This is a genomic window from Photobacterium swingsii (assembly GCF_024346715.1).
In the GTDB taxonomy this organism is placed as follows: domain Bacteria; phylum Pseudomonadota; class Gammaproteobacteria; order Enterobacterales; family Vibrionaceae; genus Photobacterium; species Photobacterium swingsii.
This window is the reverse complement of record NZ_AP024852.1, coordinates 1,140,582-1,163,073: the sequence shown is the minus strand read 5'-3', so window position 1 is coordinate 1,163,073 and position 22,492 is coordinate 1,140,582. Positions and strand designations below refer to the sequence as shown.

The window sequence follows — 22,492 nt, the reverse complement described above, 5'->3', positions numbered from 1 at the left end:
TGCGGGTCATCATCACTAATCCCCAGTACAACACGCTATTTATGAAGCCAAATACAACCTCACGTCAACCTCAACGTGCCAATAATGAGCGCAGAGCATCAAGAAAACTCAATAAACCTAAGCGCCCTCGAGGCCCTCAAAAGATCATTTTATTTAACAAACCCTTCAATGTACTGACCCAATTTACAGGTGAAGAAGGCGATACTACCTTGGCAGATTTCATCCCTGTGAAAGATGTTTATCCTGCTGGTCGCCTTGATAAAGACAGTGAAGGATTGTTGGTACTCACCAATGATGGCATCTTGCAAGCTAAATTGACTCAACCGCAATCTAAGTCTCCAAAAACCTATTGGGCACAGGTCGAAGGTGAGCCAAGCGATGAACAGTTAGACGCACTGCGTAAAGGTGTCACCCTAAAAGATGGGCCAACTTTACCCGCTGAAGTCGAGCGTATGGCTGAACCGCCGATATGGGATCGCGTACCGCCTATTCGTGAACGAAAAAATGTACCAACCACTTGGCTTGCGATCACGCTACGAGAAGGACGTAATCGCCAAGTTCGCCGCATGACAGCGCACATAAACCATCCAACCTTGCGTTTGATCCGCTACAAAATGGCGCAATGGACTGTCGATGATCTGGCGCCAGGTGAGTGGCGAGAAGTCACATTACACTCTGGCCAATAGTCGTACTTATAATCACTAAGCCTTAAAGCCCCCCCTGTTTTAGGCTTAGTGAATTTTCAACGCAGTATTGTGCATACAAGACCAAAAATTCCAGAATATCGTCGACAAAACACTACCTTTTTTAACTCAGTTCCTCTATCATTGCCGCAAATAGCAAACGTTTGCCTTTTAGCTAAAGGTGTTCAACAAAAACATTTAGTCTGAAGTAATAAACAGAGACTGAAATGCTAATTTCCTAAGGGAAAACGCTTTATTGCTATGCTGTTGCCGATAACAGCACAAAAAGAAGCCAATAATGAAAGTGTGATTCAAATCGTACTCTGTTTCGACAGATTGCTTTCTGTTAGAATTACGCCCTTAACACTTATTAGCGACTGAAGAGAAATATGTCAGATAACAGCCAAAAAAAAGTCATTGTCGGCATGTCCGGCGGCGTTGATTCATCGGTATCCGCTTACCTACTCCTTCAACAAGGTTATCAGGTTGAAGGCCTGTTCATGAAGAACTGGGAAGAAGATGATAACGAGGAATACTGCTCTGCCGCAGAAGATCTGGCTGATGCACAAGCTGTATGTGACAAACTGGGCATTCACCTGCATACCATCAACTTTGCAGCTGAATACTGGGATAACGTATTTGAATACTTCCTTGCTGAATACAAGGCTGGCCGTACTCCTAACCCAGACATTCTTTGTAATAAAGAAATCAAATTCAAAGCGTTTCTAGAGTTTGCAGATGAAGTTCTAGAAGCCGATTACATCGCAATGGGTCACTACACACGCCGTAGTTTCCCAACCGCTGAAGGCGAATTGCCAAAAATGCTACGCGGTGTAGATAACAATAAAGATCAGAGCTACTTCCTATACACATTAAGCCACGAGCAAATCGCTCGCAGCCTATTCCCTGTGGGTGAACTAGAGAAACCAGAAGTTCGCCGTATTGCTGAAGAGCAAGATCTGATCACTGCGAAGAAAAAAGACTCAACGGGTATCTGCTTTATCGGTGAGCGTAAATTTACAGAATTCTTAGGTAAATACTTACCTGCGCAGCCGGGTAAGATCGAAACGGCTGACGAAGGTAAAGTGATCGGCGAGCACCAAGGCTTGATGTACCACACCCTAGGTCAACGTAAAGGCCTACATATTGGTGGACAAAAAGGTGGCAACGGCCTAGAAGACGCATGGTACGTCGTTGACAAAGATGTAGAACGTAACGTGTTAATTGTCGGCCAAGGTAAAGACCACCCACGCCTAAAATCTGAAGGTTTGGTGGCTTCACAACTGCATTGGGTTGATCGTCAGCCAATCCGTGAGCCATTGCAATGTACCGTGAAAACACGTTACCGCCAGCAAGATATCCCTTGTACTATCTTGCCAATCGATGATGAGAACATCAAAGTTATCTTCGATGAGCCACAAATTGCAGTAACACCAGGTCAATCAGCTGTCTTCTACCTTGACGAAATTTGTCTAGGTGGCGGCATTATTGAACAACGCATTTAAGGAGCAGTCGCACGTGGCAAACTCTTTATACGATCGTACTATCGCTTTTGCTGGGATCTGCCAAGCAGTGAAACTCGTTCAAAAAGTTGCCCGCGACGGCACTTGCGATAGCGATGAGTTAGCAGCCTGTCTTAACAGTATTATTGTGACAGACCCTGCTAACACCCTTGAAATTTTCGGTGATGAATCAAGCCTACGTTTGGGGTTAGAAACCCTGACGGCAGAGATTGATAACACGCCTTCTGGCAATGAAATCACACGCTACCTTGTTAGCGTGATGGCACTAGAGCGTAAATTATCTAGCCGCCGCGATAGCATGGCTCAGCTTGGTGAGCGCATTGATGTCTTAAAGCGCCAAACTGAACATTTTGAATTGCTCGAAGAACAAATGGTTAGCAATATTGCTAGCGTTTACCTTGATACCATTAGTCCATTAGGACCTCGCATTCAGGTAACAGGTACACCTGCTCACCTACAACAAAATAGTGTTCAGCATAAAGTACGCGCTTTGCTACTTGCCGCTGTTCGCAGTGCTGTGTTGTGGCGTCAAGTTGGTGGTAAACGTCGTCATTTGATCTTTGGCCGTAAGCAAATGGTTGAACAAGCAAAAATCTTGCTTGCTCGCTGTTAATATTTTTTGATTGCGAAATAGCATTCGTGCTGTTTCGCAATATCCAATTTGTTAAACCTCATCAATCAGGAGAGAGACAACATGGAACTGTCAGCATTGACTGCTGTTTCCCCGGTAGACGGCCGATACGGAAGTAAAACAATTGCACTACGCAGCATCTTCAGCGAATTTGGTCTGCTTAAGTACCGTACTATTGTTGAAATCCGTTGGTTACAAAAACTGGCTGCTACTGACGCTATCGTGGAAGTTCCTGCATTCAGCGCAGAAGCAAACGCATTTTTAGATCGCGTTGCTGCTGAATTTAGCGAAGAAGATGCGCTACGTATCAAAGAGATCGAGCGTACAACAAACCACGACGTAAAAGCGGTTGAATACTTCCTGAAAGAGAAAGTTGCTGACGTACCTGAACTACACGCTGTGAATGAATTCATTCACTTTGCATGTACTTCAGAGGACATCAACAACACATCTCACGCGCTAATGCTTCACGAAGCGCGTGAGACTGTGATTCTTCCTGAAATCCGTAACGTTATCGATGCGATCAAAGCATTGGCTAACGAATACCGTGAAATTCCACTACTGTCTCGTACACACGGCCAACCAGCTTCTCCATCTACTATGGGTAAAGAAATGGCTAACGTGGCGTACCGTATGGAACGTCAATTTAAGCAAATCGAGAACGTTGAAATTCTAGCGAAAATCAACGGTGCTGTAGGTAACTACAACGCACACATCTCTGCTTACCCAGAAGTTGATTGGCACCAGTTTAGCGAAGAGTTCATTACTGAATCTCTAGGCGTTACTTGGAACCCGTACACAACGCAAATCGAGCCGCACGATTACATCGCTGAACTATTCGATGCAATCGCACGCTTCAACACCATTCTTCTTGATTTCGATCGTGACGTTTGGGGTTACATTGCACTGGGTCACTTTAAGCAAAAAACGATTGCTGGCGAAATTGGTTCTTCAACCATGCCGCACAAAGTTAACCCAATCGACTTTGAAAACTCAGAAGGTAACCTAGGCCTAGCTAACGCTATCTTTAGCCATCTAGCACAGAAACTGCCTGTTTCTCGCTGGCAGCGTGACCTAACTGACTCCACTGTGCTACGTAACCTAGGTGTAGGTTGTGGTTATGCAATCATTGCATACACATCAACACTAAAAGGCATCAGCAAGCTTGAAGTAAACCAAGTGGCACTAGAAGCTGAACTAGACAAAAACTGGGAAGTATTGGCAGAACCAGTACAGACAGTTATGCGTCGCTATGGCATCGAAAAGCCTTACGAGAAGCTAAAAGAGCTTACTCGTGGTAAGCGTGTCGACGGTGAAGGCATGCGTGCATTCATCGATGGTCTTGAGCTTCCTGAGCACGAAAAAGATCGCCTAAAAGAAATGACACCAGCTAACTACATCGGTGATGCCGTTAAGCTAACAGACGCACTATAAGTCGCGTTTTGTCATGAAGAGGTTGGCCTAGGCCAACCTTTTTTTTGTGCAATTCCCCACCAAAATGTTATACAGCCACCTTACCCTCTCAATAATAAAAACACCTTATATGAATTTTATTTCTTTTATAATCAAAAAGATAATTTAAACATGTATTTTTTATATATGTTTAGTATTGCCACAACGGATGCTCGGGTATAACATGCACTCAAAATACATGTTATGCAAAATACATAGGTAGCTGTTATGTCTATTCAAGTTAAAAACAATGTGAAATGGGTTGGTATCAAAGACTGGGAAACAGAATACTTCCACGGTACTGAGTACAAGATGGGTCGTGGTACGAGTTACAACAGCTACCTGATCCAAGAAGAAAAGACAGTGCTCATCGATACCGTTGATCACCAATTCGACGAACAGTTTATTGCCAACTTAGAGCAAGAGATTGATCTTAACCAAATTGATTACATCATCACTCAACATGCTGAGCATGACCACGCTGGCGCATTGTCGACACTAATGGCAAAGATTCCCAACACACCGATCTACTGCACTGAGGCGGGGGTTGACAGTATTATTGGTCATCACCACCAACCTGATTGGGATTTCCGTGTCGTCAAAACAGGTGATACGCTAGATATCGGTAACGGCAAAGCGCTAGTTTTTGTTGAGATGAAGATGCTGCACTGGCCTGATTCAATGGCGACCTACATGACAGGCGACAATATCCTATTCTCTAATGATGCTTTCGGCCAGCACTACTGCGATGAGCACCTATTCAATGATGAGATGAATCAAACTGAGCTATTCGATGAGTGCCAGCGCTACTTCTCGAATATTCTGACTCCGTTTGCACCACTGGTTAAAGCAAAAATCGAGGAGGTTCTCGCACTTGGCGTGCCAATCGACATTATCGCTACATCTCATGGCTGTATTTGGCGCGAAAACGCGACACAAATTGTAGAAAAGTACTACGAGTGGTCACAAGCATACAAAGAAGATCGTATCACAATCGTCTATGACAGCATGAGTGGTAATACGCGCATCATGGCAGATGCGGTTGCTAAAGGTATTCGCCGCGAAAGCCCTAATACGGCAATCAAAATTTATAATATTTCTCGTCATGATAAGAACGTCATTCTCGCTAGCCTGTTCCGCTCTAAAGGGGTGTTAGTGGGCAGTTCTACAATGAATAATGTCATGATGCCTAAAGTAGCCGCTCTACTTGAAGAGGTTCATGGTCTACGCTTCAAAGAAAAAGCAGCCGCTGCATTTGGTTCTTCAGGCTGGACAGGTGGTGCCGTTAAGCGTATTGACTCCCGCCTAAAAGAAGCAGGCTTTAGCGTTGAAGAACCATTGCACTTACATTGGAAACCAGACGGTGAAGGGGTTGCAACTTGTGTTGAATATGGCGTGTCTATAGCCAAAACATGGAATGATCAAAATGTTGTTGCAGCGGACATGGGCGAGAAACCCCAAGAACCTGAGGTAGTCACGAGCCAAGCTGATGAACAACCACTGCCAGAAGTGCGAGCATCAAGACAAGCTACCCAGGAAGACGCTAAAACAGAAATTAAGCCAGAAAGTCATGCTGATGACTGCACTTGCTATCTCTGCACTGTTTGCAATTGGGTTTATGATCCAAAAGTTGGCGAGCCAAATCAAAATGTAGAACCTGGCACTTCATTCCATGATCTTTCGGACAGTTTCCTGTGCCCTGAATGTGGTCTTGGCAAAGAAGTTTTTGAGCCAATAGCGTAAGGGGCAAATACAATGAATGATCATATTGTTATTGTGGGGAGCGGCTTTGCGGCTTACCAACTGGTTAAATCTTTACGCAAAATTGATTCAACCACGGCGATCACCGTCATCACAGCTGACAGTGGCGATGATTACGCAAAACCAGATCTCAGCCATGTATTTTCACGGCAGCAAACGGCCAGTGATTTAATCAAGCAAGCAGCAGCTGAATTTGCATTAACAAATGCAATTACTTTACTGAACCACACCAAAGTTGAAGTCATTGATGCACAGCTAAAACAGGTGAATATTAGTAATGCATCAGGTAGCAAAGCTTTATCTTATAGCCAATTAGTACTCGCTACTGGTGCACACGCTTTCGTGCCGCCCTTTGCAGGCAATGCTGCAGATGAAGTCATCACACTGAATAGTTTGGCGGAGTACGCTGAAAACCAAGACAAAATTGCTAGCGCGAAGTCAGTGTTAGTGCTTGGTGCCGGGCTTATCGGAACTGAAATTGCGATGGATTTATCAATCGCAGGTAAACAAGTTACCCTGACCGATAAAGCGACACATATTATGCCCAGCTTGCTACCTGAGCTACTAAGCGCATCGGTATACCAAACGATGGTAGAGCGCGGCGTGACACTCAAATTAGGTCAGACCGTGGAGAGTATCAATCGCCACCACCAGCAATTAATAGCTAAAACCAGTGATGATCATAATACTGAGTATGATGTCATCATTGCCGCGATGGGACTAAAATCTAATATCACCTTGGCGAAGCAAGCAGGACTAACAACACAGCAAGGGATTGTGGTTGATCGATATTTACAAACCTCACAGCCCGGTATCTATGCACTGGGTGATTGTGCGGAAATGGACGGCCAAGTACGAGCATTTTTACAACCGACCATGTTATCTGCGATGGCATTAGCCAAAACCTTAGCCGGTAATTTAACAGCTGTGACATTAGCGCCTTGTTTGGTCAAAGCCAAGACACCTTGGTTCCCACTATCACTTTCAGGCCAAACAACCCGTCAAGATGCGAGCTGGGAAATCACACATTCTGGTAATGGCTATCTTGCAAAAGCCTTTGACCCAGAGACAGAGCAACTGCTTGGCTTTATTGCTAGCCATGATCAGCAAGCCTCAGCATTTCCTTTACTAAGGCAACTGCAATAACGACTCAGCGCCACATATAAAAGCGATTAGCGAATTCCTCATCACCTTCGATGGGGAATACGCTATACTCGCGGGTCATGCACATTGAGTCAAAGCCCACATGTACGATTTTACTTTCAACTTCGAACAATTCCTTGCCGAATATTGGCAAAAAAAGCCCACGATTATTAAAGGTGGCTTCAAAAACTTTATTGATCCAATCAGTCCTGATGAATTAGCAGGATTAGCAATGGAAGATGAAGTTGATTCCCGCTACATTGCTCAGCATGGTGACAAATGGGAAGTTAAACACGGCCCACTAACCTTTAATGATGTACCTGAAGATCACTGGTCTTTCATCGTTCAAGCTGCAAATCATTGGCACGAAGGCGCAGCTCGCCTTGTGACCCCATTTCGTCTATTACCAAACTGGTTAATGGATGATTTAATGATAAGCTACTCTACCCCAGGTGGTGGTGTTGGTCCGCATATCGATCAGTACGATGTCTTTATCACTCAAGGCTCAGGCAAACGCCACTGGCGTGTCGGCCCCAAAAATGACGATTACGAAGAAGAGTTTCGTCACCCTGAATTACGCCAAATTAAATCTTTTGACCCTATCATCGACGATGTACTTGAACCTGGTGATATTTTATATATTCCACCAGGCTTCCCGCACGATGGCTACGCGATCGAAACATCAATGAGCTTTTCGGTCGGTTTCCGTTCCCCGAAGAAACAAGAATTATTAAGTAGTTTTGCTGATCACGTGATTGCGAATGAGATTGGCGATGTACACTATCACAACCCAGATTTACCCGCGCGCAGTAATAGCGGCGCTATCTTGGATGCTGAACGTCAAGATTTAGAAAATATGATGCGTAGCCTGCTCGATCATCCAGAACTCATGAAAGACTGGATGGGCGAACACTTAAGTCAAAGCCGGCATGAGCTTGATCTTATCGCCGCAGAACCATTATGGGAAAACAGTGAAACACACCAATTCTTTATGGCAAACGAAACATTAAAACGCCTTGGTGGATTACGTGCTTTCTATTACCCTGAAACACCTCATATTGGCTATATCAATGGTGAAACCGTTGAGCTACCAGAAGAATGCAGCCAAGTTATTATCGCACTTTGTGATCAAGAAGCACTTGATGGTGACACGCTGGGAGCGATGCGTGAGCATCCTGCTGTTATCGATCTGCTGACTCAGCTGATCAATCAAGGTAGCTGGTATCCTGCCGAGTAATCTCAAAGAAAAACAACATATAAAACAAAGCCGAATCCTTGGATTCGGCTTTTTAATGCCCACGTTATATGAGAAATCAGACTTTAAACTGCCCGGTTAAGCGTTTTTGCTGCTCGGCCAACGCCGTTAATCGATCACTAATATCCGCAGAACTGCCCGCTTGATGCAAAATACTTTCGCTCAGCTCTCGAATGTTCGAAACATTACGGTTCACTTCCCCCGATACCGCTTGCTGCTCCTGCGCCGCGCGCATGATCTGTTCATTCATGGTTTGAATCGCAGTCACTGAATCCGTAATTTGCTCTAAACTCGTCACCGCTTCAGAAACTTGTGATGCCGTATCACCTGCAAGATGATTACCTTCCTCGATTGCCGCAACCACACTTCGCGTTCCTTGCTGTAACTGCTCAATGACTTCGCGGATTTGTCCCACCGAATCTTGAGTCCGACTCGCAAGCTGACGTACTTCATCAGCGACAACAGCAAAACCTCGGCCTTGTTCGCCTGCCCTTGCCGCCTCAATCGCAGCATTTAATGCCAGTAGATTCGTTTGTTCAGAAATTCCACCGATCACTTGCAAGATCTCATCGATATTCTTACTGCTATTGGAGAGTTCTTTAGCAACGGGGACAGCCATCTCCATGCGTTCAACCAAATTAGTCATCGACGCTGCAGACTGATGAATGACCCCCTGCCCTGCAATCGCAGCTTCGCCAGCTTGCTGTGCAGCATCAAGTGCCGTCTGTGTATGCTGTACCACTTCACCAGCAGTCTGCGTCATCTCTTCCGAAGCCGTCGCCACCATATCCACTTCTTTAAATTGCGCTTGGCTGCCATCGCGGCTATTACTCGCGACCTTAGCCGCTTCACTGGCCGTGGTATCAACTTCGTCAACCGCCACAACCACTTGCTTCATGGTCGTTTGTAATTTATCAAGAAAGCGATTAAACCACATGGCTAACTGACCAACTTCATCCTGTTGATCTAGCTGAATACGTTGAGTTAAATCACCTTCACCAGACGCAATATCTTCCAAACGCGCGGCAAGTAATTTAATAGGCGCAACGAGTTTTGCTGAAGCAAATAGCACCACAATAAGCCCGACCAAAGCCATCACAACACTGGCAACTATCTGCACCTGCGACGACTCCACACGTAACGCATCAATATGGGTATTCAACGCCGTGGCTTCAGCAAGTACTTTGTCTGTAGGCAGCTGAATAACAACGCCCCATGCAGATTGCCCGAGTACGACTGGCATATACGCTGACAACCATTGCTGATCTGCACTCCAACCTATGTATTCAGCACCATTCGTCAGCCAGTTTTTCATCTCACTCGGTAATCCATCATTGACATTAAATTGACTACCCACACGCTGGCGGCTTTGATCCCAAGCCACGATCGTGCCGTCATCACTCAATAAACTCACTTTGCCAGAGCCATCAAATAAATTGCTGTCTACATCGCTGATCACGCTCTGTAAAGCACTGAGATTAATATCAAGCCCTAGTAAGCCAATCGCTTTACCATCAACAATCAGTGGGGTAGTAATTGAACTGATTAATACCTGATTTGCAGAATACTCGGGGCGCAATACACAAGCCGTTTGCTGATCAATACTGCAACTAAAACGATGATGCTGGGCCGCTGTAATGTCGGATTCAGTGATAATAGTTTGCTCTGCACTACCATCTTCTGCCGTTACCCAATAAGGCGAGAATCGCCCCGTATCGTTTGCGCCAACATAGTCAGCACCATGGTAATTCCCATCTTCACCGTCAAGTGCATCGGGGTTAAAAACCACGAAGGCGCCACGAATATTACTGAAGTTATCGACAGAACGACGCAGTAATTCATTAATTGAACCACGAAGCTCTGAACTATTCGTGTAGTTTTCTTCAGCATTAAACTTTAGAAATAAAACACTTTGTGCCAACATTTCAGCACGATGCGCCGCTTCATCTAAATACTGTTTAACGTGAATAGCCTGACGCTGTGCCTGAACCCGTACTAAGGATTGTGATTGTTCTCTAAGAGAGGAAAATGTCTGTTCATTTACCAAGCGCTGACTTTGCGCCGAAAAGTAAAACGACAGACCTGTAAGTACTGTAATTGTAGCTAATAACCCTACCCCCGCGAGTAAAGTAATTTTCCATTGCACTGAAAGTGACCGCATAACAACATCCTTGTGTAATGCCAAAAATAAGTTACCGAAGTAAAAGAAGTGTTAAATTTAACCTTTATTTAGTCAGTTATCAATATGTTAAATCATTGACTGTAAAGTCATTTTTATGACGCAAACAAACTCAAACCTAAACTTCAGACATAAAAAAAGCGCGGCTTTAACACCGCGCTCAAAGCCTGTCACAGGCTCGAATTGTTACACATTTAAACAAGCTACCGCATGTACATCATCGCCTTTTAACGATGGTTTTTGTTGGGCACAAGCTTCGGTGGCTTGCGGACAACGCGTACGGAACACACAACCTGTCGGTGGGTTAATGGGTGAAGGTAATTCACCCTCCAATAACTGGATAGTCTTGTTTCGTTCTAATTCAGGATCAGGGATCGGCACTGCAGACATCAATGCGCGGGTATAAGGGTGCTTAGGCTCAGCAAAAAGTGCTTCACTTTCCCCCATTTCAACCGCATTACCTAAGTACATCACGAGTACACGATCAGAAATATGTTTAACAACAGACAAGTCATGGGCAATAAAGACTAAACTCAGCCCCATTTCTTTCTGAAGCTCTTTCAATAAGTTAACTACCTGCGCTTGAATAGACACATCCAACGCTGAAACTGGCTCATCACAAATGATCATCTTAGGTTTAAGAATTAATGCGCGTGCGATACCAATACGTTGACATTGGCCGCCAGAAAATTCATGCGGGTAACGGTTAATTACGTTTGGAAGCAAACCGACCTTAGTCATCATCTGCTTAACCTGCCCTTTCACATCATCCTCTGATAATTCAGGGAAAAATGTCTTCAACGGCTCAGCAATAATTTCGCCAACAGTCATACGTGGGTTTAGCGACGCCAGTGGATCTTGGAAGATCATTTGGATCTCTTTGCGCTTTTCTCGCAAGGCGTTATGCGGCAGTTTGGTAAGATCTTGTCCCAACCAAACAACATTACCGTCTGTAGCTTCAACCAAACCGATAACTGCACGAGCAAAGGTCGATTTACCACAACCTGATTCACCAACAACCCCGAGCGTTTCACCCTCATATAAACGGATATCAACCCCATCAACAGCTTTCAGCTTTAATGGTTTCGCCCATGGCCATGCTGATTTAGCCGCAATGTTGAAGTGAACTTTTAGGTCTTTAATGTCTAATAACAGATTCTTTTTAGTATTCATTACCACGTCCCCACATCAGAAAAACACGCACGTAGACGACCTTCCGTGAAGGCTTTTAAATCAGGTGCTTCTTGCTTACAACGGCTTGTTACACGGTGGCAGCGGTCTTGGTAAGGACAGCCCTCTGGCAAGCGTAGTAAGTTAGGTGGATTACCAGGAATCGTCGGTAATACTTCACCTTCTGTATCTAAACGTGGGATAGCGCGTAACAAACCTTCTGTATATGGGTGAGAAGGCTTATAGAAAATCTCATCAATTTTGCCGTATTCCATAGTACGGCCAGCATACATAACCAATACTTTGTCACAGCTACCTGCAACCACGCCTAAGTCGTGGGTGATCATGATGATCGCAGTATTGAAATCAGTTTTTAGATCGTTAAGCATTTCCATGATTTGCGCTTGAACCGTTACATCCAAAGCTGTTGTTGGTTCATCAGCAATCAGGAGTTTAGGACGGCAAAGTAGTGCCATCGCAATCATCACACGCTGGCGCATACCGCCTGAGAACTCATGCGGATACATGCTAATACGCTTACGTGCTTCTGGAATTTTAACCGCATCTAGCATACGAACAGATTCTTCGAATGCTTCGGTTTTCCCCATACCTTTGTGTAGCATTAATACTTCCATTAGCTGATCGCTAACTTTCATGTATGGGTTCAACGATGTCATAGGGTCTTGGAAAATCATCGCAATTTGCTCGGCACGAACCTTGTTAAGCTCTTTCTCTGGCAAATTAAGAATATTACGGCCTTCAAATTCAGCACTGCCGCTGATGATGCCGTTTTTAGCGAGTAGACCCATGATAGCGAATACAGTCTGACTTTTGCCTGATCCTGATTCACCAACGATACCTAAGGTTTCACCTTGGTTTAGTGAGAAGTTTAGATCGTTAACTGCCGTCACAATCCCGTCTTGCGTGGTAAATTCTACACGCAGATCTTTAACATCTAATAGGCTCATTGCTTCCTTCCTTATTTGCAATGGTTCAGCGCAGTGTTGCTTGGTAGGGCTGCGCTAAACAATTGCAATATATCCTTTAATTTGTTCTGTACCTGCTAACAGGTGCTATTGTTATCTGTCTTTCGGATCAAGCGCATCACGCAGACCATCACCGACATAGTTAAAACAGAACAAAGTTACGACCATAAATGCAGCCGGGAACAACAGTTGCCAGATAGCAACTTCCATGGTTTGAGAACCTTCTTGCAATAATGCCCCCCAGCTTGTCATTGGCTCTTGTACACCCAGGCCAAGGAAGCTAAGGAATGATTCAGTCAGGATCATTGATGGCACTAGCAATGTTGAGTAAACCGCAACAATACCTAGAACATTAGGCACAATGTGACGAGTAATGATTTTCCAGCGGCTGACACCACATACTTCTGCGGCTTCAATAAATTCTTTGCTACGTAATGATAGTGTCTGTCCACGCACAATCCGCGCCATATCGAGCCAAGATATCGCACCAATGGCGACAAAAATCAGCATGATATTTCGACCAAAGAAGGTCACAAGTACGATAACAAAGAACATAAACGGAATGGAGTACAAGACTTCCAAGATACGCATCATTACGCGGTCAGTACGGCCACCAATAAAGCCAGATGTGGCGCCATAAAGTGTACCAATCACAACAGCAACTAATGCCCCTAGAATACCCACCATCAGTGAGATTCGACCACCAACTAAAGTACGAGTGTATAAATCTCGGCCTAAGCTATCAGTACCAAAAAAGTGCCCTTCTGCGCCTAGGCTTGGTGCTGCATGGAGTGCATACCAATCGGTGTCATCAAAGGCGTATTGGCTGAACATAGGGCCAAAAACAACTGCTAACGTGATTAACGTGAGAATGGCTAAACTCACCATTGCCGCTTTATTACGCTTGAATCGAGTACGGGCATCTTGCCACAAACTACGACCTTCAATTTCTAGCTGATCGGAGAACTTCTCGATAGCGTCAACGCTTTCCTTTTTAACTAACATCATCTTGTTGTTCTCCTAGTAACGAATTTTCGGATCAATGTACGCCAGTACGATATCAACGATAGCGTTGAAGATAATAGTCAAGGTACCAATTAGGATGGTCACACCCAGTACCAATGAGTAATCACGGTTGAAGGCTGCATTCACAAAAAGCTTACCAATACCAGGTAGACCAAAGATGGTTTCGATAACGACCGAACCTGTGATGATGCCGACAAACGCAGGACCCATGTATGACACAACAGGAAGAAGTGCAGGTTTAAGCGCGTGTTTTACAATAATGTATGGGTAACTTAGGCCTTTCGCACGAGCAGTACGAATAAAGTTACTGTTTAGTGTTTCAATCATGCTACCACGGGTAATACGAGCAAAAGTGGCAACGTAAAGTAGTGACATACCAAACATAGGTAACAGCATGAATTTCAGTGAGCCATCTTGCCAACCACCAGCAGGTAGCCAACCAAGATTAATCGCAAAAATGTAGATCAAGACGGGAGCGAGGATAAAGGAGGGCATGACGACCCCCGCCATCGCGGTGGACATTATGGTGTAATCTATCCAAGTATTATGCTTCAAGGCGGCCACCGTTCCGACCGTAACCCCCATAACAACCGCAAAAATGAAGGCAAAGAAACCAATCTTTGCAGAAACAGGTAATGCCTTACTTACTAATTCATTAACTGTGAAGTCTTTATATTTAAAAGACGGACCGAAGTCCCCTTGTAATACGTTTCCCAAGTAAGTGGTGTATTGCTCAAATACAGGCTTATCAAGGCCGTACTTCGCTTCAATGTTAGCCATTACTTCTGGTGGTAATGGGCGCTCTGAAGAGAAAGGGTTACCTGGTGCAAAACGCATTAGGAAAAAAGAGATAGTGATTAACACCAACAAGGTTGGTATTGCTTCTAAAATCCTTTTAGCAATTAGTTTAATCATAATTTCTACCGAATTTAGTCTGTGACAGAAGGCACCACACCCAGCCCTGGGTGTGGTGTTTATTTATTATGCTTGCTGTTTATTTGTCAGCAATGATGTACATGTCTTTAGAGAAGAGTTTATCTTCAGCATTGTTCATCGCCACGCCACCCACATGTGGGTTAACTAAACGTGCTTTAACATACTGGTAGATAGGAGCAATTGGCATATCACGAGCCAGAAGTTTCTCAGCTTGAATATAAAGCGCTTCACGTTCTGTGTCCGAAGTTGATGCCAATGCTTTCTGCATTACTGCATCGTATTCTTTGCTGTGATACTTAGGATCGTTTGAACTGTTATTACTTTGCATTAATGACAAGAAGCTTGATGCTTCATTGTAGTCACCACACCAACCCGCACGAGTCACATCAAAGTTACCTTGACGACGGTTGTCTAGGTAAGTTTTCCATTCTTGGTTCTCAAGGTTAGCTGTTACACCTAGGTTCTTCTTCCACATAGAAGCGATTGCTACAGCAATTTTCTTGTGGTTTTCAGATGTGTTGTAAAGCAGCGTAAACTCAAGTGGGTTACTGTTATCAAAGCCCGCTTCTGCTAGCAGTTCTTTCGCTTTAGCGTTACGCTCTTTTTGCGTAAGTTTGCCGTAAGCTGGGGTTACAGGGTTGAAGTTGGCTGTAATCTCAGGTGTAAGGAAATAACCTGGTTTTTGGCCTTGACCCAATAGTGCTTTCGTTACTACATCACGGTCAATCGCGTAAGAAAGAGCTTTGCGAACACGTGAATCATCAAATGGTGCTTTCGCGTTATTGAAGCCGTAGTAGTAAGAACATAAGTTACCGACAATTTGAACATCTTCTGCATGTTGTTTTTGCAGACGACGGAAGTGCTCGTTCGGTAGCTCATTGGTAATATCGATTTCACCCGATAGGAAGCGGTTCATTTCCGCGACTTGGTTTTCGATTGGTAAGTAAGTCACTTGGTTGATAACAGTTTTCTTGTTATCCCAGTACTTAGTATTACGCTTCAGTACGATACGCTCATTCACTACCCACTTATCAAGCACGAATGCGCCGTTACCTACGAAGTGTTCAGGCTTAGTCCAGTCGTCACCATACTTCTCAACCACTTTGCGATTTACAGGCTTCACCGTTGTGTGGCCCATCATTTTCACAAAGTAAGGTACTGCAGACTCAAGTTCAATCTTCAGCGTGTACGGATCCACTGCTGTCACGCCTAGCGATTCTTTGTCTGCTTTACCTGCAATAATTTTTTCAGCATTCTTCATGGTCGTCATTTCTAGGTACCATGAGTAAGGCGATGCTGTTGCAGGATCTACAGCACGCTTAAAGCTGTAAACGAAATCTTCAGCGGTAACAGGATCACCGTTAGACCATTTAGCATCTTTGCGTAGGTGGAATGTGAACGTGCGGTTATCGGTTGTTTCCCAACTTTCGGCAGCACCAGGGATGGTATTACCTTCACCATCTTGGTTAACTAGGCCTTCAAGTAGGTCACGAATAACGTTTGATTCTGGTACACCTTCAGTCTTGTGGGGATCAAGTGAAGCAACCTCTGTACCATTACCTCGAACTAGCTCTTGTTGTGCTGCCAGCTTTACACCCTCAGGAACTTCTGCTGCTAGTGCTGAAAAAGAAGCGGCTGAAACAGCCAGACCAGCACTTACTAATAACGCCTGAGTGATTTTATTCTTATACATGCATAACTCCAATACATTCTATCGTTGCGTCCATGACGTTCTTCGGTAGGCGACTAGTGTTACGCAATATTCACACCGTTAATCCTAAACAATGTAAATCAAACCGAAGAATTGCTCAAAACACTAACAGGCATTGAAGTAATTTGCCACAAAACTATCACAAAAAGCCGCATTATTCTTAATAACAGCTGAACAGGCAGTGATATGTTTCGCATGAAAGATTCCCATTAGACTAAATATCCGCTATTTAGCAAAAACAAAGTAAGATCCGCCAAATCAGCCAAAAAAGACCCATTTTTGAATAAATAATTATTATTTTGAATAAATAACCAGCATTTTCCACCAGTACTAGCAGCAGAACACAACATAGTCTGCAACAAAGATCACAATTACATAACATCACAAACAAAAAAAGCGCCTGTTAGGCGCTTTTTAATAATGATTCTCAGTTCTATTTATTTTGGCTGTCAATGTCTAATAGTTGTTTATCTGGACTGACGGACTGCTGTTTTTTCTCCAGCAATGCTTGTTCTTCATTTTCTTGGTTATCTTGGCCGATACCCGCTTCTGCTAACAATTGCTTCATGCGCTTGTTCGATACACGTCTATGTTTCATTCAACCCTCCAATGTTAAACGGCGCTAGACTATTTTTATCCAGCACTATTAAGCATGGCACAATTTGTGCGTGTCTCAGCTTACTTTTAATAACAAAAAAGCATAAAAAAAGACTCAATAGATTAACTTTTCACATCACTGTTTTTCTGTGTAATTCAAGTACCTACCACTACCTAATAACGCTACTATCAAGATTGAGAGTGGCATTAAGGGTTTTTCCTGGCTTTTTCTGCCTTTTCTCATTCCGTTCCCGTTCCGAAAGTAGAAGTCGAGAGTTAACTATGAGACCAGCAGGTTGTTTCTCACGCCCGAGTCCTTCCCGTGTTCGTCATGGCTATGTGCCACCAGCGCACAAAGCGAAAGATGAAGCAAACGGTGCTAAATAAGTTATTCGATAACACATGCAGCACAACCTCGTAGCCCCTGAATATCAGGGGCTATTTTTTGTAAAATGCTTAATCGAAAATGCTCAGGAGAGAAACAAATAGCATTGTATAAAAGCACCAGCTCTCCCTACTCCTCCAGCTTGTCAGGCACATATTCTAAAATATCACCAGGCTGGCAATCTAAGTGAAAACAGATGGCCTCAAGCGTTGCAAGTTTTACCGCTTTAGCACGCCCATTTTTAAGAACTGACAAGTTTTGCTCAGTGATACCTATGCGTTTCGCCAGTTCATTTGCACGCATTTTCCTTTTCGCTAGCATGACATCCAGATTAATTATTATCGCCATTTAGATTGTTAGCTCACTTTCTTCATGGAGCTCTACCGCCCTTTCCATAACCACCGCAATAACCCGTACGATCAGGCCTATCACCATCATAGTAATATCCGCATCGTTGGCCTCTGTTGATAATTTAAAGCCTTTATCATCAAGCGTTAAAGCTAAGCTCACGAGCACATCACTAAAAATGCTGGCAAATGGAGAGGCGATCAAAAGGTAACTTAGCTTCTTATAGCAATCTACATTTTTACGCTCGAAAATTGCACCTTGCTCGTATAGACGAAATAAAACAATAAGTTGCCACAACAATGCCATAGTCAAAAAGGGTGAAAACATACTTGGGATAAACCCTAGTAAAGAACGCATCACAGGTAAGGGTAAAGTCACCTCGACAGGAAATGTAACGGTCAGCCAATCAAAGGACTCACCCACTAAAGTAGGAATGAACCAAAATGCAGTATTCAATACCGCAACAAATATTAAAGAAAACCAGAATAAAATAAGTAACTTGCGGCTAAATCTGCTTATCGAGAGTTGCGACATAATACACCTAACACCAACATAATTTGCGTTTATCTTACAAGAAGAATATCAAATAACAATAAAAACTTATCGCAAAACGATAAGTTTTTATTGACTGAAGTGACGCTAATTATTAGCCTAATAAATAAACAAGTAAGAAGAACCAAAGATTGCCCTATGAAAATACTCACTTTATTGTTAGCTATTACATTCATCACACCTTTAGCGGCCTATGCTTCTATTCTGGATTCCGGTGAAATATCAAAAGCCCAATACTCTGTCACTCTCCCCTTTAAACTCGTTAATAACATGATGATTGTTTCTTTACCGATTAAGGGCAAAAACTACCATTTCATGTTTGATACAGGCGCTGCAAACGTACTCAGCAATCAAGCCATTAAAGAGCTCGGTCTAAATAAACGCAGTTACACCATGAAGTTTCATGACATTAGTGGTGAAGAGCGCGAATCAGAATTGTATAAAGGGCCAGATCTGCATATAGGCGATGTCTCTTTTACAAATTTCGACTTTGCAGCACTAGATACACTAAAAGATTTTCCAATGTCATGTTTTAAGCTTGATGGAATACTTGGGTATAACTTACTACGCCACTCTGCAGTGGCTATCGATTATCAAAAAAAAGAAATTACCTTGAGTGATTCCTACAAAGGGAACCCAATATCAGAAGGTTATAATCCCATCGGCTTCTCTTTCTATAATAATGATGCACCTCAAGTCGCAATATTCCATCAGTTTGGTGATCTTCTTCTTGGCATTGATACTGGCAAAGATAACGGCATTACTTTCAATCACCCTGAAATGCTATCGGTATTAGATGGGCTCGGATATAAACCGGACAGTAGCTACACAATCAAAGCACTTGGCATGTACGGCTTAAAAGAATATAAGATGCATGACTATACGTTAAGCAACATGAGCATTGGCCGTATTGTGCTAAACGATACGACGGTAACAGTTAAAGCGAAAAAAGGGATATCTCTCGCTGGTGTCGGCTTTCTCAGTTACTTTAAAACCATTATTGACTTCCCGTCTCGAGTGCTTTGGCTCAAGCCCATTAGTAAAGAAGAAGATGGGTTTTCATTACCCAGATATGGCTTCAACCTAGATTTAGCACCAGATGGAAAGCTATTAACGTCACATGTTGCTGAAGGGATGCTCGCTCATCAAGCAGGGCTGAAGAATGGCGATCAGATCATCGCTATTAATGGTTCGAATAAGTCTATTTTCTCTCAAAATGATTACTGCAACATCTATCTCGACCAATCTAATCATTTGTATATCAGCCGAAGTAAAAGATTGAATTTAACCGTTCTTCGGAAAGGTAAACAAAAAGACATTATTATTTATTACAAAAAATAATATCGAGCAATAAAGAAGCAACGACACAGAAGTGTTAGTGCCGCTTAACCGCATCGACTCACTGGCATCATTAACCAAATAAAATAAGCCAAAGGATCATTCATGAAAACACACTCTTTATTAGCCTTGTATTTAACGTTATCAGCTTGCCCCACTTTTGCTGGTGAAACATTCCTAACAGAGCTAAACAGCCAAGCTACAATCGTAAAACCCACAGAGCTTGTCGCGTTAAGTAATCAGACGCTAGCCGCAGAATCCACAGACTGGCAACCTTCTGCGTATTCAACCAGCACGACACCAACGCAGCAACAGCTCAGTGGTGATGACTGCGTATACATCACACAAGATCAACTAAGTACTAAACATAGCCAACAGAAAAAAAATGATAGCGCATGTTATATCACCCAATTTCCGGGCCAAGGTATAGAAACTCACATGCAATCGAACCAAGACGGTGAGATGAGCATAGGTGTGAAATGGGAGTTTGAATAAAAGACTTTCGGTTAAATTACTCCCGAAAAAAAGGCCGAATAATCGGCCTTTTTAAATAGACTGTGTATCCCGTTCTGAACAAGATTCGCGCTTTAATGCACAGGGATCTTAGCGACCCATATTTCATGCTTATCTTGAATAAACTCATTATTCTCAGATAAGTTCTTTAAATAGGCGAAACGGTGATGCCCTTCCAGCAAGTTAAATGGCGCTTTCAGTACACGACCATTGGTTGCGTATAAATCGCGCTCATACTCAAGCACAATCGGTGCGACAGGCCAAGTTCCTGTATCTTGCATATTCTGCACAAGCCAGCTGCGCTGAAAAATAGGGTTACTCATTCGACGTGAGAGTTTATCTATCACATCATCATGTGGTGTACAGATCTCAGATAAAACCTTATCACTGCTCCATGACTGCTTAGTAAAACTCATCGCGTTGAAATCTAGCCACCCCCAATTACACAATACCCCTTTCCAATGACGGTATAACCATTGCTCTAATACTTCATCAGGAAACTGTGGCAGCATGGTATGTGCTCGCACGCGCCAAGTATCCCAAGATTCACAATGACGTTCACCAAAGCCTTCTGGGGCAATGTCGTAGAGTAAGCGATCGCTCCTGATCATAATATCTCTCCTTCTATTGCATGATACTTAATCACGTAACACATTTAACACACTCGAATAAAATATAACCATTCACATATAAAGGTTATTTATGCTGTTAAATTGAACATAGCACAGTGTTTTGTGAAACAAAACCCGAATAAACAAGAAAGATTATTCACAACAGTAATTCACCTTTCAAAGTCCCGCCAATAAAGGCATATAAGACCAAACATATAGCCTTGAATAAGCGCAATAAATCATCTAAAAGCATCTTATCTATTCATAAAGCAGTTAAAAGTGAAATGAATGCTTATCTAAATAACACTTCAACTCATTTTTCCTAGAAAAAGAAACAAATGAAAATATAGTCAAAATACCATTCAAAAATTCAGTGATTAAGTCGCTTCGACTCAGGCTGAGATATGCTTAAGAAGGAAAATAAAGCAAAAAAAAGGAGCCTATAGGCTCCTTTCTCAATGTAGCTGATAACGGTTAGTCTTGGTTCCAGCGATCCGCCGCACTTGTATCAGTATCACGCGCATCAACCCAACGTGTTGCTTCGGTTGTACGTTCTTTTTTCCAAAATGGTGCTTGTGTTTTCAGGTAGTCCATAATGAACTCACAGGCTTGGAAAGCGGCACCACGGTGAGCACTGGATACACCGACAAAAACAATTTGATCGCCAAGCTCTAAATCACCAACACGGTGGATAACGCGAGTCGCTAATAATGGCCAACGCGCATTCGCTTGCTCCACAATCTTTTCTAACGACTTTTCTGTCATACCAGGGTAATGCTCAAGCGATAAGCCAGTCACATCGTCACCTTGGTTAAAATCACGTACTTTACCGATGAAAGTCACAACCGCACCCGCGCTAGTACCTTGCGCTAAACGTTCGTATTCTTCAGCGACCGAAAAATCTGCTTCTTGTACTGAAATCATGCTTAACCCCCAGTAACTGGTGGAAAGAACGCAACCTCATCACCATCTGTAATCGCACTGTCCAGCGCGCAGATAGTTTGGTTAACAGCAACCAACAACTTACCTTTCTCTAAAGCCAGCTCCCACTTATCACCACGTTGCGCTAAATGCTCACGCAGTGCGTCAGCCGTTGCGAATTCAGCTGCCACTTCAAGTTTATCTGTACCCACAAGTTCTTTCACTTGCGCAAAGAAAAGGACGTTAATCATGCTTCCACCTTAAAATGACCAGATTTACCACCCGTTTTCTCAAGTAAACGTACTTGATCAATCACCATGTCTTTCTGAACGGCTTTACACATATCGTAAATGGTCAAGGCCGCAACAGATGCCGCTGTTAGTGCTTCCATTTCAACACCGGTTTTACCCGCTAACTTACAGCACGATTCAATACGCACTTTATTTTCCGCTTCAATCGCTTCTAACTGTACTTCAACCTTAGATAGCAGCAACGGGTGGCAAAGTGGGATCAAATCCCAGGTCTTCTTCGCGGCTTGAATACCAGCAATACGTGCCGTCGCGAAAACATCACCCTTGTGATGATCGCCAGAAACAATAAGTGCTAAGGTTTCAGGAGCCATGTGGACAAACGCTTCTGCGCGCGCTTCACGTACAGTGTCAGTTTTCGCAGAGACATCCACCATATTCGCTTCGCCAGAAGCATTGATATGTGTAAATTGAGTCATGTTTTGAGTTCTCAGAATGATGTTCGCACAGAGTAAGCCAGCGC

The 22,492-nt window shown here is 43.4% G+C and carries 22 protein-coding genes; 9 read left to right on the top strand and 13 right to left on the bottom strand.

The genetic code is table 11. From position 1 onward, the window contains the following. Positions 1-41 precede the first annotated feature (41 nt). From OCU77_RS05680 to OCU77_RS05650, 7 genes are all read left to right on the top strand, one after another. Entirely contained in the window at positions 42-686 is a 645-nt protein-coding gene (locus OCU77_RS05680) for a pseudouridine synthase (protein ID WP_048896969.1), read from the top strand. 386 nt (positions 687-1,072) lie between these two features. Next, positions 1,073-2,188, top strand: a complete 1,116-nt coding sequence (gene mnmA, locus OCU77_RS05675) for a tRNA 2-thiouridine(34) synthase MnmA (protein ID WP_048896968.1) — start codon at positions 1,073-1,075, stop codon at positions 2,186-2,188. A gap of 13 nt (positions 2,189-2,201) precedes the next feature. Then, positions 2,202-2,819, top strand: a complete 618-nt coding sequence (hflD, locus tag OCU77_RS05670; protein WP_048896967.1) for a high frequency lysogenization protein HflD — start codon at positions 2,202-2,204, stop codon at positions 2,817-2,819. A gap of 81 nt (positions 2,820-2,900) precedes the next feature. Next, positions 2,901-4,271: an adenylosuccinate lyase gene (gene purB / locus OCU77_RS05665; protein WP_048896966.1), complete on the top strand. Its 1,371-nt coding sequence runs from the start codon at positions 2,901-2,903 to the stop codon at positions 4,269-4,271. Between the two features lie 246 nt (positions 4,272-4,517). Beyond that, complete coding sequence (gene norV, locus OCU77_RS05660; RefSeq protein ID WP_048896965.1) at positions 4,518-6,032, top strand: anaerobic nitric oxide reductase flavorubredoxin; 1,515 nt, start codon at positions 4,518-4,520, stop codon at positions 6,030-6,032. 12 nt (positions 6,033-6,044) lie between these two features. Beyond that, positions 6,045-7,196, top strand: a complete 1,152-nt coding sequence (norW, locus tag OCU77_RS05655) for an NADH:flavorubredoxin reductase NorW (RefSeq protein ID WP_048896964.1) — start codon at positions 6,045-6,047, stop codon at positions 7,194-7,196. A 100-nt stretch (positions 7,197-7,296) separates the two neighbouring features. Further along, complete coding sequence (locus tag OCU77_RS05650; RefSeq protein WP_048896963.1) at positions 7,297-8,430, top strand: ribosomal protein uL16 3-hydroxylase; 1,134 nt, start codon at positions 7,297-7,299, stop codon at positions 8,428-8,430. Between the two features lie 76 nt (positions 8,431-8,506). Here the strand turns inward: OCU77_RS05650 and OCU77_RS05645 are convergent, their stop codons facing one another. From OCU77_RS05645 to OCU77_RS05605, 9 genes are all read right to left on the bottom strand, one after another. After that, positions 8,507-10,609, bottom strand: coding sequence for a methyl-accepting chemotaxis protein (locus OCU77_RS05645; protein ID WP_048896962.1), 2,103 nt, complete (start codon positions 10,607-10,609; stop codon positions 8,507-8,509). A 204-nt stretch (positions 10,610-10,813) separates the two neighbouring features. Continuing rightward, positions 10,814-11,800, bottom strand: coding sequence for a murein tripeptide/oligopeptide ABC transporter ATP binding protein OppF (oppF, locus tag OCU77_RS05640; RefSeq protein WP_048896961.1), 987 nt, complete (start codon positions 11,798-11,800; stop codon positions 10,814-10,816). After that, complete coding sequence (oppD, locus tag OCU77_RS05635; RefSeq protein WP_048896960.1) at positions 11,800-12,765, bottom strand: ABC transporter ATP-binding protein; 966 nt, start codon at positions 12,763-12,765, stop codon at positions 11,800-11,802. The genes oppF and oppD overlap by 1 nt, the downstream gene beginning before the upstream one ends. 111 nt (positions 12,766-12,876) lie before the next feature. Beyond that, positions 12,877-13,788, bottom strand: a complete 912-nt coding sequence (gene oppC, locus OCU77_RS05630; RefSeq protein ID WP_048897280.1) for an oligopeptide ABC transporter permease OppC — start codon at positions 13,786-13,788, stop codon at positions 12,877-12,879. Between the two features lie 15 nt (positions 13,789-13,803). Beyond that, positions 13,804-14,724 (bottom strand): oligopeptide ABC transporter permease OppB, encoded by a 921-nt coding sequence (gene oppB / locus OCU77_RS05625; RefSeq protein WP_048896959.1) that lies wholly within the window; start codon positions 14,722-14,724, stop codon positions 13,804-13,806. Between the two features lie 79 nt (positions 14,725-14,803). Beyond that, positions 14,804-16,438, bottom strand: a complete 1,635-nt coding sequence (locus OCU77_RS05620) for an ABC transporter substrate-binding protein (protein ID WP_048896958.1) — start codon at positions 16,436-16,438, stop codon at positions 14,804-14,806. A gap of 451 nt (positions 16,439-16,889) precedes the next feature. Then, positions 16,890-17,054 (bottom strand): hypothetical protein, encoded by a 165-nt coding sequence (locus OCU77_RS05615; RefSeq protein ID WP_162489931.1) that lies wholly within the window; start codon positions 17,052-17,054, stop codon positions 16,890-16,892. A gap of 513 nt (positions 17,055-17,567) precedes the next feature. After that, a complete protein-coding gene (locus tag OCU77_RS05610; RefSeq protein ID WP_048896957.1) occupies positions 17,568-17,786 on the bottom strand; it encodes a helix-turn-helix domain-containing protein in 219 nt (72 codons plus the stop codon). Then, the gene (locus OCU77_RS05605; RefSeq protein WP_048896956.1) at positions 17,787-18,320 is read right to left on the bottom strand and encodes a DUF2975 domain-containing protein; all 534 of its coding nucleotides are present in this window, start codon (positions 18,318-18,320) and stop codon (positions 17,787-17,789) included. Positions 18,321-18,476: 156 nt separating this feature from the next. On the opposite strand from OCU77_RS05605, the gene OCU77_RS05600 reads away from it, so the two are divergent. Next, positions 18,477-19,679, top strand: coding sequence for an aspartyl protease family protein (locus OCU77_RS05600; protein WP_048896955.1), 1,203 nt, complete (start codon positions 18,477-18,479; stop codon positions 19,677-19,679). A gap of 102 nt (positions 19,680-19,781) precedes the next feature. Then, positions 19,782-20,171 (top strand): hypothetical protein, encoded by a 390-nt coding sequence (locus OCU77_RS05595; RefSeq protein WP_048896954.1) that lies wholly within the window; start codon positions 19,782-19,784, stop codon positions 20,169-20,171. Between the two features lie 92 nt (positions 20,172-20,263). Here the strand turns inward: OCU77_RS05595 and OCU77_RS05590 are convergent, their stop codons facing one another. The 4 genes from OCU77_RS05590 to moaC all read right to left on the bottom strand — a co-directional run bounded on the left by OCU77_RS05590 (position 20,264) and on the right by moaC (position 22,448). After that, positions 20,264-20,800, bottom strand: coding sequence for a hypothetical protein (locus OCU77_RS05590; protein ID WP_048896953.1), 537 nt, complete (start codon positions 20,798-20,800; stop codon positions 20,264-20,266). 474 nt (positions 20,801-21,274) lie between these two features. Next, complete coding sequence (moaE, locus tag OCU77_RS05585; RefSeq protein ID WP_048896952.1) at positions 21,275-21,724, bottom strand: molybdopterin synthase catalytic subunit MoaE; 450 nt, start codon at positions 21,722-21,724, stop codon at positions 21,275-21,277. Positions 21,725-21,726: 2 nt separating this feature from the next. Then, a complete protein-coding gene (moaD, locus tag OCU77_RS05580) occupies positions 21,727-21,972 on the bottom strand; it encodes a molybdopterin synthase sulfur carrier subunit (protein WP_048896951.1) in 246 nt (81 codons plus the stop codon). Further along, a complete protein-coding gene (gene moaC / locus OCU77_RS05575) occupies positions 21,969-22,448 on the bottom strand; it encodes a cyclic pyranopterin monophosphate synthase MoaC (RefSeq protein ID WP_048896950.1) in 480 nt (159 codons plus the stop codon). The genes moaD and moaC overlap by 4 nt, the downstream gene beginning before the upstream one ends. Positions 22,449-22,492 lie beyond the last annotated feature (44 nt).